This is a genomic window from Sorangium sp. So ce124, from assembly GCF_051525235.1.
Classification (GTDB): Bacteria; Myxococcota_A; Polyangia; order Polyangiales; family Polyangiaceae; genus Sorangium; species Sorangium atrum.
This window is the reverse complement of the sequence record NZ_CP150312.1, coordinates 6560696-6574839: the sequence shown is the minus strand read 5'-3', so window position 1 is coordinate 6574839 and position 14144 is coordinate 6560696. Positions and strand designations below refer to the sequence as shown.

The 14144-nt window shown below is 72.3% G+C and carries 11 protein-coding genes; 9 read left to right on the top strand and 2 right to left on the bottom strand.

Annotation, left to right across the window (positions count from 1 at the left end):
• Positions 1–5: 5 nt before the first annotated feature.
• From WMF19_RS24530 to WMF19_RS24515, 4 genes are read left to right on the top strand one after another with little or no spacing between them, the layout of a single operon-like run.
• Entirely contained in the window at positions 6–962 is a 957-nt protein-coding gene (locus tag WMF19_RS24530; RefSeq protein WP_437330952.1) for an ABC transporter permease, read from the top strand.
• The gene (locus WMF19_RS24525) at positions 952–1911 is read left to right on the top strand and encodes an ABC transporter ATP-binding protein (RefSeq protein WP_437330951.1); all 960 of its coding nucleotides are present in this window, start codon (positions 952–954) and stop codon (positions 1909–1911) included. Before WMF19_RS24530 ends, WMF19_RS24525 begins: the two co-directional genes overlap by 11 nt.
• Positions 1912–1913: 2 nt before the next feature.
• Positions 1914–2972 carry an ABC transporter ATP-binding protein gene (locus WMF19_RS24520; RefSeq protein WP_437901349.1) on the top strand — a complete coding sequence of 353 codons (1059 nt, stop codon included), beginning with the start codon at positions 1914–1916 and terminating at the stop codon, positions 2970–2972.
• Between the two features lie 18 nt (positions 2973–2990).
• Positions 2991–4382 (top strand): GH1 family beta-glucosidase, encoded by a 1392-nt coding sequence (locus tag WMF19_RS24515; protein WP_437901348.1) that lies wholly within the window; start codon positions 2991–2993, stop codon positions 4380–4382.
• A gap of 159 nt (positions 4383–4541) precedes the next feature.
• Here the strand turns inward: WMF19_RS24515 and WMF19_RS24510 are convergent, their stop codons facing one another.
• Together WMF19_RS24510 and WMF19_RS24505 are read right to left on the bottom strand one after the other, a co-directional pair.
• Positions 4542–5726, bottom strand: a complete 1185-nt coding sequence (locus WMF19_RS24510) for a GspE/PulE family protein (RefSeq protein WP_437330948.1) — start codon at positions 5724–5726, stop codon at positions 4542–4544.
• Positions 5723–6793 (bottom strand): CAP domain-containing protein, encoded by a 1071-nt coding sequence (locus WMF19_RS24505; protein ID WP_437901347.1) that lies wholly within the window; start codon positions 6791–6793, stop codon positions 5723–5725. Before WMF19_RS24505 ends, WMF19_RS24510 begins: the two co-directional genes overlap by 4 nt.
• Before the next feature lie 146 nt (positions 6794–6939).
• On the opposite strand from WMF19_RS24505, the gene WMF19_RS24500 reads away from it, so the two are divergent.
• The 5 genes from WMF19_RS24500 (at position 6940) to WMF19_RS24480 (ending at position 13996) form a co-directional block, all read left to right on the top strand.
• A complete protein-coding gene (locus WMF19_RS24500) occupies positions 6940–7923 on the top strand; it encodes a DMT family transporter (RefSeq protein WP_437330946.1) in 984 nt (327 codons plus the stop codon).
• A gap of 51 nt (positions 7924–7974) precedes the next feature.
• On the top strand, positions 7975–8988 hold the full coding sequence (locus WMF19_RS24495; protein WP_437330945.1) for a zinc-dependent alcohol dehydrogenase family protein: 1014 nt from the start codon (positions 7975–7977) through the stop codon (positions 8986–8988).
• 184 nt (positions 8989–9172) lie between these two features.
• Positions 9173–10288 (top strand): beta-N-acetylhexosaminidase, encoded by a 1116-nt coding sequence (gene nagZ, locus WMF19_RS24490; protein WP_437901346.1) that lies wholly within the window; start codon positions 9173–9175, stop codon positions 10286–10288.
• Positions 10285–11568, top strand: coding sequence for an imidazolonepropionase (gene hutI / locus WMF19_RS24485; protein ID WP_437901345.1), 1284 nt, complete (start codon positions 10285–10287; stop codon positions 11566–11568). The genes nagZ and hutI overlap by 4 nt, the downstream gene beginning before the upstream one ends.
• A gap of 55 nt (positions 11569–11623) precedes the next feature.
• Positions 11624–13996: a Tex family protein gene (locus tag WMF19_RS24480; RefSeq protein WP_437901344.1), complete on the top strand. Its 2373-nt coding sequence runs from the start codon at positions 11624–11626 to the stop codon at positions 13994–13996.
• The last annotated feature ends 148 nt before the right edge of the window (positions 13997–14144 follow it).

The window sequence follows — 14144 nt, the reverse complement described above, 5'->3', positions numbered from 1 at the left end:
AAGCGATGGCTGCGCAACAAGGCAACAGCGGGGGCGGCGGCTCCCGTGCGGCGGGATGGCTCCGCCTGCTCCTCTCGAATCGCAAGGCGATGGCGGGCACGCTCATTGTGCTCTTCTTCCTGCTCCTCTCGCTGCTCGGTCCCTCGATCGTGGGCCAAGATCCGCACGCGTTCGTGGGCATGCCGCACGAGGCTCCCTCCGCCGAGCACCTGTTCGGCACGAACGGTCAGGGGCAGGACGTGCTCGCGCAGACGATCGTCGGCGCGCGGACCTCGCTGGCCGTCGGCTTCGCCACGGGCTTCGCCGTGATCGCGATCGGCGCGGCGATCGGCATGGCCGGGGGCTACTTCGGCGGCTGGATCGACAGCGTGCTCTCGCTGCTCACGAACGTGTTCCTGATCATCCCTGGCCTGCCGATGGCCGTGGTCATCGCGGCCTACCTGCCGGCCGGGCCGCTGACGATCCTGTTCGTCCTCGTCCTCACGGGCTGGGCGTGGAACGCGCGTGTGCTCCGCTCGCAGGTGCTCGCGCTGCGCGACAAGGACTTCGTGTCCGCGGCCCTCGTGAGCGGCGAGAGCAGCGCGCGCATCATCTTCGTGGAGATCCTGCCGAACATGACGTCGCTCCTCATGTCCGGCTTCATCGGCGCGACGGTTTACGCCATCGGCGCCCAGGTCGGCCTCGAGTTCCTCGGTCTCGGCGACCTGAGCGCCGTCACCTGGGGGACGAACCTCTACTGGGCGAGCAACAACGCCGCGCTCCTCACGGGCGCCTGGTGGACCATCGTGCCCACCGGCGTGTGCGTCGCGCTCGTCGGGTTCGCGCTCACGCTCATCAATTACGCGATCGACGAGATCTCGAATCCGCGGCTCCGCGCGGAGGGAGCCTGGTCGCGTCTCCTCAGGAGCCGCAAGGTCACGGCGGGTCCGTCTACGCCGGTGGTGAGGACTCATGGCGCCTAGTCCGCTTCTCTCGGTTCAGGATCTCCGGGTCGAGTTCATCACCCCGACGGGTCCGGTGTGCGCGGTCGACAACGTCTCCTTCGACATTGCCCCCGGCGAGGTGCTCGGCCTCGCGGGCGAGTCGGGGAGCGGCAAGTCGACGGTGGCGATGGCCATCATGCGGCTGCTCCGTCCGCCGGCGGTCATCACGGGCGGGCACGTGTACTTCGCCGGGCAGGACGTCCTGGCGATGAACGAGGAGCAGCTCCGCGCCTTCCGCTGGCGGAAGATGGCGCTGGTGTTCCAGAGCGCGATGACCGCGCTCAACCCGGTGCTGACGATCGGCGAGCAGATCGCGGATCCGATCATCGCGCACGACGGCGTGACGCCCGCTCAGGCGATGGAGCGCGCGGCCGCGCTGCTCAAGCTCGTGAACATCGACTCGTCGCGCCTGAACAGCTACCCGCACCAGCTGTCGGGCGGCATGCGCCAGCGCGTGGTGATCGCGATCGCGATGGCGCTCAAGCCGCCGTTCCTCATCATGGATGAGCCCACGACGGCGCTCGACGTGGTCGTGCAGAAGGAGATCCTGCAGCAGATCGCCGAGCTCAAGGAGCGCCTCGGCTTCTCGATCCTCTTCATCACCCACGACCTCTCCCTCATCGCCGAGTTCTCGACGCGCATCGCCATCCTCTACGCGGGCAAGCTCGCGGAGACCGCCCGCGCCAAGGACCTCTTCAGCGATCCGAAGCACCCGTACACGCAGGGGCTGCTCGGGTCGTTCCCCTCGGTCCGGGGGCCGCGCCGCAAGCTGCAGGGCATCCCGGGGTCGCCGCCCGACATGCGCAACCCGCCGCCCGGCTGCCGCTTCCACCCCCGGTGTCCGCAGGCCTTCGCGACCTGCCAGAACGAGCTGCCCGTCCTTCGTGAAATCGCGCCCGAGCACCGCGGCGCCTGCCACCTCTACTGACGATGACGATGACGCAACCTTCTGTCTCGCCTGTCCTCGACGTGGTGCGCCTGGGGAAGTACTTCCCTGTCGGCGGCGGGCTGCGAGCGCAGCAGCTCCGGGCGCTGCACGACGCATCGTTCTCGCTGGCAGAGCGTGAGGTCATCGCGCTGGTCGGCGAGTCGGGCAGCGGCAAGAGCACGATCGCACGGCTCCTCGCGCGGCTGATGCCCCCGAGCAGCGGGCAGATCATGTTCAAGGGTCGCGACGTGTTGAAGGAGGAGCCGACACGCGCCTCGCTCGCCTACCGCGGGCAGGTGCAGATGATCTTCCAGGACCCGTTCGGCTCGCTCAACCCGGTGCACACCATCGGCTACCACCTCGAGCGGCCGCTCCTGCTCCACAACAAGGCGCCCACCCCGGCGATCCTCCGGGAGAAGGTGCACGCGCTCCTCAAGACGGTCGATCTGAACCCCCCCGCGGAGGTCGCGCTCAAGTACCCGTACCAGCTGTCGGGCGGTCAGCGGCAGCGCGTGGCGATCGCCCGTGCCCTCGCGGTGGATCCCAGCGTGATCCTCGCGGACGAGCCGATCTCGATGCTCGACGTCTCGATCCGCATGGGCGTCCTGAACTTGATGGAGAAGCTCAAGGAGGAGCGCGGCATCTCGTACCTCTACATCACGCACGACATCGCGAGCGCGCGCTACGTCGCGGATCGCACGATGGTGATGTACGCGGGCCACATCGTGGAGGGCGCGCCGAGCGAGGAGCTGATGCAGCAGCCGGCGCACCCGTACACGAAGCTCCTGCTCTCGGCGGTTCCGGATCCGAACGGCTCGATCCGCGGCGAGCTCCCGGCCCGCTCCGGGGCGCCGAAGCTCATCAACCCGCCGCCGGGCTGCCCCTTCGCAGACCGCTGCCCGAGCGTGATGAACACGTGCCGGGAGCAGACGCCGGGGGCCGTCGACGTCGGGTCGGGGCACTGGGTCCGCTGCCACCTCTACGCGCCCGGCTCCGTCATCGCGCCCTCCGCGCTCTACGATCGCAAGGTGCCCGCCTCCGTCGAGGCCGGCTCTCTCTAAGGAGAACCACGAACCGACATGCCGTCTCTGAGATTTCCCGACAATTTCGTCTGGGGGACCGCGACGTCCTCCTATCAGATCGAGGGGGCTACGAACGAGGACGGCCGCAGCGAGTCCATCTGGGATCGCTTCGCGAAGACGCCCGGTCAGATCGTCGACGGGACCAACGGCGACATCGCGTGCGACCACTACCACCGGTGGCCTGAGGACATCGCGCTGATGAAGAGCCTGGGCATGATGGCCTACAGGTTCTCGATCGCGTGGCCGCGCATCCTCCCGAACGGCCGGGGCGCGGTGAACCAGAAGGGGCTCGACTTCTACAGCCGGCTCGTGGACGGCCTCCTCGCGGCTGGGATCGAGCCGTACGCGACGCTCTTCCACTGGGACCTGCCGCAGGTGCTCCAGGACCAGGTCGGCGGCTGGCAGCACCGCTCGACGGCGGAGGCGTTCGTGGAGTTCACCGACGTCATCTCGCGGAAGCTCGGCGATCGCGTGAAGAAGTGGATCACGCACAACGAGCCGTGGTGCACGGCGTTCCTCAGCTACGAGAAGGGGATCCACGCGCCGGGCGGGCGCGATTTCAAGAAGGCCCTGACGGTGAGCCATCACCTCTTGCTCTCCCACGGCCTCGCTGTGCCCGTGCTGCGCCAGAACTGCCCCGGCGCCGAGGTGGGCATCACGCTGAACATGAACTACGCGATGCCCGCGTCGCCGAGCGCCGCCGACTACGACGCGTGCCGCCACTACGACGGGTATTTCAACCGCTGGTTCCTCGATCCGCTGTACGGCCGGCGTTACCCGGCGGACATGATCGAGGACTACATCGCGCTGGGCTACCTCCCGCCGGAGGGGCTGACCGTGTGCAAGCCGGGCGATCTCGACATCATCGCCACGCAGTGCGACTTCCTCGGCCTCAACTACTACTCGCGGGCGGTCCTGCGGAGCAGCAAGGTGCCCGAGGAGCAGAACCTGCCGAGGACGGTGCACGTCGCGCCCCTCTCCGAGCAGACGGAGATGCACTGGGAGGTCTACCCGGAAGGGCTGCGGCGGCTGCTCCTCCGGCTGCACGTGGAGTACGGCGTGCCGAAGCTCTACGTGACCGAGAACGGCGCGGCCTACTCGACCGAGCCCGACAAGGACGGCCGCATCCCGGACACGCGGCGGCTGGAGTTCCTGCGCGATCACTTCGTCGCCGCGCGGCGCGCGATGGACGCGGGGGCGCCGCTCGCGGGGTACTTCGTGTGGTCGCTGATGGACAACTACGAGTGGGATCGCGGCTATTCGCAGCGGTTCGGCATCGTCTGGGTGGACTACGAGACGCAGCGGCGCATCCCGAAGGACAGCGCGCTCTGGTACAAGGGCGTCATCGCCGCCAACGCGGTCGACGACGGCTCCTCGCAGGCGACCTGACCGGCGGCGCGCCGCGGCTCACGCGGCGCACCGCGGCCCCTGAAGCGGGGAGCAGGTTCGTGTGATACGGGCTCAGCCGCTAGGCAGGCGTACGCCGCAGCGAGCCGAACGACGCGGATGAGCCCGTAGCGCACGAAGATGCGCCCCGCTCCAGCCATCTCACGTCACGCGGAGCACCTCGTCCAGGGAGGTGCTCCCCTCCTTCACCTTGGCGAGCCCGGCCTCGCGGAGCGGCACGAGCCCTACCTTGCGCGCGGCGTCCCGGTACGCGCGCTTTCCCGCCCGCGCCTTCACGAGATCCCGCAGGTCGTCGTCGAGCTCCAGCATCTCGAAGAGCCCCATGCGCCCTCGGTAGCCCGTCATGTGGCACGTCTGGCACCCGACGGCGCGCTTCAGCTCGGCGCCCTCCTCGATGAGGACCTTGTCCTCCTCGCCCGTCACGGCGGTCTCGAGCTCGTATGTCTCCGCGCACTCCTCGCAGAGCCGGCGCACGAGCCGCTGCGCGATCACGGCGAGCAGGGCGTTCGCCACGATCCACGACTCCGCGCCGAGGTCCACGAGGCGCGCGACCGTGTCGACAGCGTCGGAGGTGTGCAGCGTCGACAGCACGAGGTGCCCGGTGAGGCTCGCCTGCAGCGCGATCTGCGCCGTCTCGGGATCGCGCATCTCGCCCACCATGATCACGTCCGGGTCCTGCCGCAGGATCGCGCGCAGGCCCGTCGCGAACGTGAAGCCCTGCCTCGGGTTGGTCTGCCCCTGCGTGATGTCGGCGAACTCGACCTCGATCGGATCTTCCAGCGTGACGATGCTCAGCTCGCTCGTCTTCATGACCTTGATCAGCGAGTAGAGCGTCGAGGTCTTGCCGGATCCGGTCGGCCCGCACACGACGATCAGCCCCGAGGGCCGGTCGGCGAGGCGCTCGAGCCGCGGCAGGTCCCCCTCGGAGAGCCCGAGCTTGTCGAGCGCGATGAGCTGGTGGCTCAGCAGCACGCGCAGCACGAGCGTCTCGCCGTGGATCGCGGGGAACGTCGAGGCGCGCAGGTGGATGAGCGGGTGGCCGTGGAGCTCCAGGCTGAACTGGCCGTCCTGCGGCAGGCGCCGCTCGGTCATGTCCATCCGCGCGAGCACCTTCACGCGCGAGGTGAGCGACGGCGCGATCTCGATCGGGATCTGCCCCTGCGCCACCATCACGCCGTCGACGCGGTAACGCACGCGGATGCCGTCGCGCTTCGGCTCGACGTGGATGTCGCTCGCGCCCATCGAGACCGCGCGGCGGACCAGGTGATCGAGCACCTTGACCGCGTCGAGCTCCTCGGACGCCGTGGGGGGGCGGCTCTGGCTCATCGCGCGCCCCCCTTGCCGACGACGTCGATCGTGCGGAGCGAGACCATCTTGAGCTCATCCGAGGGGGGGAACGTCGCCCAGACGCTGACGCCGTAGAGCCCGGGCCGCCCGCGGTCGTCCAGCGGGACCTGGATGTCGAATCGATTGCCGGTCACCTGGAGAGGAATAGGCGTCTTGAAGCCCTTCGGGAAGAACGTCGCGTAGGGCGGCGGGATCGGGTACCCGCCCATCTTGAGCAGCTTCTCCGGCTTGATCGGCTTCCCCGCCTCGACCCGCGAGATCCCGACGCCCGCGATCTTCGCCGGCGCGGCGAGCTCGCCGCCCACCCGGATCCGCTCGCCGATCTTCGCCCGCCTGGGCAGCGGCTGGTACGTCCCGTAGTCGTCGACGAACTCCTGCGCCACGCAGGCGATGTCGAACCCCTTCGCCTTGGCCAGCCCGACCCCGAGCGACGTGTGCGACGCTGTGAGCACGTTGCGCCTGTGCCCGTCGGCCGGGGGCCTCTCGTTCATGAAGGCCTGGTGCACGCGCTCGAGGCTCTCCGCGGAGAAGCGCGGATCCGGATCGAGCTCGCGGGGGATCGCGTCGGCGAAGCAGCCGGCGTTCTCCATCGGGAACCCGTCGCCGCCCGCGGCCGTGTAGCGCTCCTCCGGGACCGAGCCGTCGCTGCCCCAGTGGCCGGTGAAGCCGATCCGGACCATGTCCTCGGCGTGCCGCCGCCCCGCGCGCGCCGCTGTCTCGTCCCACCGGACGGGCGGCAGCTTGTGCGCCGCGCGATCGCGGTTCACGAGGCCGAGCACGTACCGCCCTGCCTCCGCGCGGGTCATCTGCTGGCCCGGCGCGGGCGGGGCCTGGGCGCCCTGGGCCTCGCCGCTGGCCTCCACGCCGGCGGCCTTGCCCTCCGAGGGTCGCGCGCTCTCCTCCGTCGCGCCTCCTCTGGCATTGCCCCCGGAGGGCCCCTCCGCCGGCTCCTTCGCGGCGCTCGCGCCGCACCCGAGCGCGTGGGCGCTCGCGGCGACGAGCCCGAGCCAGAGCGCTCCGGACCGGCGTCTTCGCTGACCATCCATCGCTCCTGTCCTGCTTCTCCCTGTCACTCCGATGATCGCGCGCATCGTTGCGACCGTAGCGCCTCGATGCCGCGCACGCACCCGGGAGCGCCGACGCCTCCGGGCGCACGGCGGCGTGTACGGCGGCGAGGTCGAGGTGGTAAGCGATGCGCTACGTGAGCACGTCGTCATCGTCGCAGGGCGCCGTCGCCGCGCACCCGCCCGGGGCCTCCGCGATCGTCCTCGCCGCGGAGCGCGAGGGGCGCGCGGCGCACCCGACCGCGGGCGTCCTGTGGATGCTCCTGGCCCAGTCGCTCTTCGCCGCGATGAACGTCCTCGCGCGGCTCTCTTCGGAGCACGCGCCGTGGCCCGAGGTGGCGGCGTCGCGCACGATGGTGGGCGCGGCCACCGCGCTCGGCGTCGCGCTCGTCCGCCGGGCGCCGCTCACCATGGGTCGGGGCGACCGGCGGCTCGCGTGGGCGCGCTCGCTCTGCGGCACCGGGGCGATGCTCTGCGGCTTCTACACGCTCGGCACGCCGCAGATCGCGCTCGGCGACGCGGTCACGCTCGGCGCGACGAGCCCGATCTTCGTCGCGATCCTCGCGCCGCGGCTGCTCGGCGAGCGGACGAGCCCGCGCCTCTGGCTCGCGACCCTGCTCGCCTTCGCGGGCGTCGGGCTGGTCGCCGCGCCGAGGCTCGCGATCGCGGGCCAGATCGCGCTCATCGCCACGCTCGGCGCCGTCTTCTCCGCGTTCGCGATGATCTGGCTGCGCAGGATCGGCGCCGGCGGGGAGCGCGCGAGCCCCGAGGCGATCGCGCTGCACTTCTCGCTCGTGGCGAGCGCCGCGATGATCGCGCTGTCGATCCCGGTCTGGCGGACGCCCGACGCGCTCGGCGCCCTCCTGCTGATCGGGACGGGGCTCGCCGGCGGCCTCGCGCAGCTCGCGATGACGCGCGCCTACGCGCTCGACAGCGCGGCGCGCATCGGCGCGATCGGTTACCTCGGGGTCGTCCTGTCGCACGTGCTCGCCGCCGCCTGGCTCGGCGAGAGCCCGTCGGCGGACCAGCTGCTCGGGACGGCGCTCGTGATGGCGGCCGGCCTGTGGCTCGCTTCCCAGGCGCTGCGCGACGCGCGGCGGCCGGCGCGTTGACCGGCCTCCACGCCGCGTGGGATAGCGGAGCTCCGCTCAAGGAGGATCTGCATGAAAGCGTTCGCTCTCCAGGGTTCGTTCGGTCTCGACGCGCTCCGCCCGATCGATCTTCCGGATCCTGAGCCGGGGCCTGGGCAGGTCGTCCTGCAGATGAGGGCGGCGTCGCTCAACTTCCGCGACCTGCTCGTGGCGAAGGGGCTCTACAACCCGAAGTTCTCGCTGCCGCTGATCCCGCTCTCCGATGGGGTCGGCGAGGTCGTCGCAGTGGGGGACGGGGTGACGCGGGTGAAGGTCGGCGATCGCGTGAGCCCGACCTTCCACCAGCGCTGGATCGACGGGGAGCTCTCCGCGGACAAGGCGCGGGCGGCGCTCGGCGGCGAGCTGCCGGGCGTGGCCGCGGAGCGGGTGCTGCTCGATGCGGAGGGGGTCGTCAAGGTCCCGCAGCACCTCACGGACGAGGAGGCCGCGTCGCTGCCGTGCGCCGCGGTGACCGCATGGAACGCGCTCTTCGCGGCGAGCCACCTCAAGGCGGGCGACACGGTCCTCGTCCAGGGCACGGGCGGCGTCTCGATCTTCGCGCTGCAGTTCGCCCGGCTCGCGGGCGCCCGCGTCATCGTCACCTCGAGCAGCGACGAGAAGCTCGAGCGCGCCAGGTCGCTCGGGGCGTCGGAGACCATCAACTACCGCACGAACCCCGACTGGGACGCGCCCGCGCGCTCGTTCACCGGCGGCGCCGGCGTGGATCATGTGATCGAGGTGGGCGGCGCGGGCACGCTCGCCCGCTCGCTCCGCGCGGTCCGGTTCGGCGGCCGCGTGAGCCTCATCGGCGTGCTCACGGGCGGCGCTCTGGGGGATGTCGGGCTGTTCCCCATCCTGATGAAGCAGATCACCGCGCAGGGCATCTTCGTCGGGTCGCGGGCGATGTTCGAGGACATGAACCGCGCGATCGCGGCGAGCGGGCTCCGGCCTGTCGTCGACCGCGTGGTCCCCTTCGCCGAGGTGCGCCAGGCGATCGAGTCCATGGCGAGCGGCTCACACTTCGGGAAGATCGCGATCCGGTTCTGAGGGAGCCGACCGCGACGGGCTGCGCCCCTCCGGCGCCGCGGCGATCCCTCCGGCGCCGCGGCCTCCCCTCCGGCGCGCCGGCATCCCCCGGAAGTGGCCTCGTCGGCCCAAGTCGTTTACGAGTCGTCTACGAACGGATTCCGCGGCCGGCCACTCGCCTGCGCCGCGCGAGAGGTGGTGGACGATGCGGCTCGATCTGGAGCTCGAGGTCCTGTGTGGTCAGCTCATCGTGGGCGGCTTCGACGGCGTGGAGCCGCCGGCCCGGTACCTGAAGGCCCTCGCCGAGGGGCGGCGGGGCGGCGCGATCCTGTTCCGGCGCAACGTCCCTGACGCGGCCGCCACGGCGCGGCTCTGCCAGGCGCTCGCCGCGGCGGGCGGCCCTGATCGGCCTCCCTTCATTGGCATCGACCAGGAGGGGGGCCGCGTCACCCGCTTGCCCGCGCCGTTCCTGACGCTGCCGTCGATGCGCTCCCTCGGCGAGCTCGCGGACCTCCCGCTGCTGCGCCGCGCGGCGCGCGCCGTCGCGTCCGAGCTCCGGGCGGTCGGCATCAACCTGAACTTCGCCCCGGTGCTCGACGTCGACTCGAACCCGGCGAACCCGATCATCGGCGATCGCGCGTTCGGCCGCGATCCCGGCGCGGTCGCGCGGAGCGCCGTCGCGTTCCTGGAGGGGCTCCAGGAGGAGGGCGTGCTCGCCTGCGGCAAGCACTTCCCCGGGCACGGCGATACCGCGCTCGACAGCCACCTCGCGCTCCCGACCATCGCCCACGGGCGCGGCCGCCTCGACGAGATCGAGCTGCCGCCGTTCCGCGCCGCCTGCGGCGCCGGGGTCGCGTCGCTCATGACGGCGCACATCGTCGTCGAGGCGCTCGATCCCGGCGTCCCGGCGACGCTGTCGCGCGCCATCTGCACCGACCTCCTGCGCGGCGAGATCGGCTTCGAGGGGGTGCTCTTCTCGGACGATCTCGAGATGGCCGCGATCGCTGCGCACCACGCCGTCGAGGAGGCCGCCGCCGCGGCCGTCTGGGCGGGCTGCGACGCGCTGCTCGTCTGCCACAGCGAGGACCTGCAGGATCGCGTGCACGAGGCGCTCGTGCGCAAGGCCGAGCGCGAGCCGCGCTTCCGCGAGCGCTGCGCCGAGGCGGCCGCGCGCTGCCTGGGCCTGCGCCGGCGGTGCCCGCCGCGGCCGGCCTCCTCGCCCGCGGCGTTCGCCGAGCTCGTCGGCGGGCCCGCGTCCCGGGCGGTGCTCGAGGACGTCGAGCGGGCGCGCCGCGCGCGCGTCACTGAGGCGGCGACGTGACGGCGCCGCCGGGTGGCGCGCGAGCGGAGGCCGCGCAGCACCCCGAGCGCCCGTTCGCCATCACGGCGCGCCGGCTGGTCACCTGCGACCCGTCCCGCGCCTCGGCCGGCGATCCCCTCGGCGTGATCGAGGACGCCGCGATCGTGGTGCGAGGCGGCGCCATCGACGCCGTCGGACCGCGGCAGGAGATCCTGCGGCCCGAGGCCGGCGTGCCGATCGCGATCGAGGCCGCGGGGGTCGTCACGCCCGGGCTCGTCGACTGCCACACGCACGCGCCCTGGATCGGCTCGCGGGACGCCGAGTACGCGATCCGCATGGCCGGCGGCGACTACGAGGCGATCGCCGCGGCCGGCGGCGGCATCGTCGCCAGCATGCGCGCGGCGCGCGCCGCGGCCGCCGGCGAGCTCGCGGACACGCTCCGGGCCCGCCTCCGCCGGATGGCCGCGCTCGGCGTGACCGCCGTCGAGGCCAAGAGCGGCTACGGCCTCGACGAGGCGACGGAGCGCAAGCAGCTCGAGGCGATCGCCGAGGCGGGGAGGGACGCGCGGCTGCCCCGCGTCGTTCCGACGTACCTCGCGCTGCACGCGTTGCCCCCGGAGGCCGGCGGCGACCGCGCGGCCTACGCGGCGACCGTCGCGCGCTCCTGGCTCCCTGCGATCGCCGCGGCCGGCCTCGCGCGCTACGTCGACGCCTACATCGACCGGGGCGCGTTCTCGGTGGACGAGGCGCGGCCGGTCCTCGAGCGGGCGCGCGCGCTGGGGCTCGGCGTGCGCGTGCACGTCGGGCAGTTCGCGGACGTGGGCGGCGCCGAGCTCGCCGCCGCGCTCGGCGCCGCGTCGGCCGACCACCTCGAGCACGTCGCGCCGGCCGGCATCGCGGCGCTCGCCCAGGCGGGCGTCGCCGCCGCGCTGCTGCCCGTCGCGAGCTTCACGCTGCGGCAGGAGCCGCCGCCCGTCGCCGCGCTCCGGGCCGCCGGCGTCCCGCTGATCGTGGGCAGCGACGCGAACCCCGGCACGGCGCCGACCGAGAGCCTGCCGCTCGCGCTCGCGCTCGCGGTGCGGCTCTACGGGCTCACGGTCGCCGAGGCGATCCTGGGCGCGACGCGCGAGGCGGCGGTCGCGCTCGGCCTCGGCGGCGTGTGCGGCGCCGTCCGTCCGGGGCTGCGCGCGGATCTCGCCGTGTGGGACCTGCCCCACGAGAACGCGATCGTGCAGCCCTGGGGCGCGCCGCGCGCGCGGGCCGTGCTGCGCGACGGCGACATCATCGCGGCGGGGCGCTGAGGCAGACAGCAAGTCAAGCCTGGACGCGCGTGCACCCTGCGCGTATGCCGCGCCCATGACTGAGACGCAGAGCCCTGTCGCTGTCCCGAGCCGCGCGGACAGCTCGTTCGATCCGGTCCCGCTCCTGGCCGAGGAGCTGAGCCTCCCGCGCCAGGGGGTCTCGGCGGTGGCCAAGCTGCTCGCCGAGGGGGCGACGGTCCCGTTCATCGCCCGCTACCGCAAGGAAGCGACCGGCGGGCTCGACGAGGTGCAGATCCGCGCCATCGAGGAGCGCCGCGCCTACCTCATCGAGCTCGAGGAGCGCCGCGCCACGGTGCTCACGGAGATCCAGAAGCAGGGCAAGCTCACCGACGCGCTCGCCTCGAAGATCCGCGCCTGCCACACGAAGGCAGAGCTCGAGGACCTCTACCTCCCCTTCAAGCCGAAGCGCCGCACGCGGGCCATCATCGCGAAGGAGCGGGGCCTCGAGCCGCTCGCGGATCGCATGTGGTCGCAGCCGGGGGACGGCAGCCCCGAGGAGGAGGCCCGCGCGTTCGTCAGCGCCGAGAAGGAGGTCCCCGACGCGGCGGCCGCCCTCGCCGGCGCGCGCGACATCTGCGCCGAGCGCATCGCCGAGCACGCCGACGTGCGCAAGCTCGTCCGCGAGGCCTACGCGAAGGAAGGCGTCATCAAGGTCCAGAAGAACGAGGAGCACGCGGCCAAGCAGACGAAGTTCGACATGTACGGGAGCTTCGAGGAGCCCGTCGCGAACATCCCGTCGCACCGCTACCTCGCGATCCGCCGCGGCGAGGCCGAGGGCGTGCTCCGCGCCTCGATCGAGCTCGCGCCCGAGCCGCTCGTCCCGCCGATCCACGCCGCGGTGGGGCTGAAGCCGAAATCGCCGTGGGCCGGCGAGCTCACGAAGGCCGCGGACGACGCCGTGAAGCGGCTCCTGCTCCCGGCGGTCCAGAGCGACGTGCGCGTCGACCTCAAGATGCAGGCCGATCGCGCCGCGGTCGAGGTCTTCGCCCAGAACCTCCGCGAGCTCCTCCTCGCCGCGCCCTTCGGCACGAAGGCGGTGCTCGGCATCGACCCCGGCCAGCGCACCGGCTGCAAGTGCGCCGTCGTCGACGAGACGGGCAAGCTCCTCGAGCACACGACGATCTACCTGGTCGGGAGCGGCGACTCGCTCGAGCGCGCGCGCCAGGACCTGCGCCGCATCTGCCGCAAGTACCCTCTCCGCGCAGTCGCCGTGGGCAACGGCACGCACGGCCGCGAGACCGAGGCGTTCGTGAAGGACGTGCTCGCGTCGGAGGCGCTGACGGAGCTGTTCTGCGTCCCGGTGAGCGAGGCTGGCGCGAGCGTCTACTCGGCGAGCGACGTCGCGCGCGAGGAGTTCCCCGAGCTCGATCTCACGGTGCGCGGCGCGATCAGCATCGCCCGCAGGCTGCAGGACCCGCTCGCGGAGCTCGTGAAGGTCGACCCGAAGAGCATCGGCGTCGGCCAGTACCAGCACGACGTCTACCAGGGGCTGCTCGCGCGGAAGCTCGACGAGGTGGTCGAGAGCTGCGTGAACCGGGTCGGCGTCGAGCTCAACACCGCGAGCGCCCCGCTGCTCGCCCGCGTCGCCGGCATCGGCCCGAGCCTCGCGAAGAAGATCGTCGCGCACCGCGACCTGAACGGCGCGTTCAAGAGCCGCAAGGCGCTGCTCGACGTGCCCGGCGTCGGCCCGCGGACGTTCGAGCAGGCGGCGGGCTTCGTGCGGGTCCGGGGCGGGGAGCACCCGCTCGACGCGAGCGCCGTGCACCCGGAGCGCTACGGCCTCGTCGAGCGCATCGCGGCGGACCTCGGCGTGCCGGTCGGGTCGCTCATCGGCGACACGGCGGCGATCGCGCGGATCGATCCGAAGAAGTACGAGGCCGGCGACGTCGGCTCGTTCACGCTGAACGACATCCTGAGCGAGCTGAAGAAGCCGGGCCGCGACCCGCGCGCGACCTTCGAGCCGCCGAAGTTCCGCGACGACGTGCGGACCATGGAGGATCTCAAGCCGGGCATGGAGCTCGAGGGCGTGGTGACCAACGTCACGGCGTTCGGCGCCTTCGTCGACATCGGCGTCCACCAGGACGGCCTCGTGCACGTCTCGCAGCTGGCGGACAGGTTCGTGAAGGACCCGAACGAGGTCGCGAAGGTGGGCGACAAGATCAAGGTGCGCGTGCTCGAGGTCGACCTCGTGCGCAAGCGCATCTCGCTCACCGCGAAGAAGGGCGGCGCTCCCGCCGGCGCGCGTCCCCAGGCGGGCGGCCCGTCCGCCGGCGGCGACGCGCGCGGCCGCAACGATCGCGGCGACGGCCGCAGGCCGGCCCAGGGGCAGGGGCAGCAAGGGAAGGGGCAGGGGAGCTCGTCGGGCGGTTTCCGCAACAACCCGTTCGCGGACCTCTTGAGGAAGTAGGCGGCGCGCGCCTGCCTGGCCCCGGGCCAGGCGGGCGGCGCGGCCGCGAAGCGGACGCTGGGGTTCGGGGCGGAGCCCCGAGGAAACAAAACTAGAGCCGCCGGCGCGAAGCCGCCGCGAAGCGGCGCCGAAGTCCGGTCATCACTGA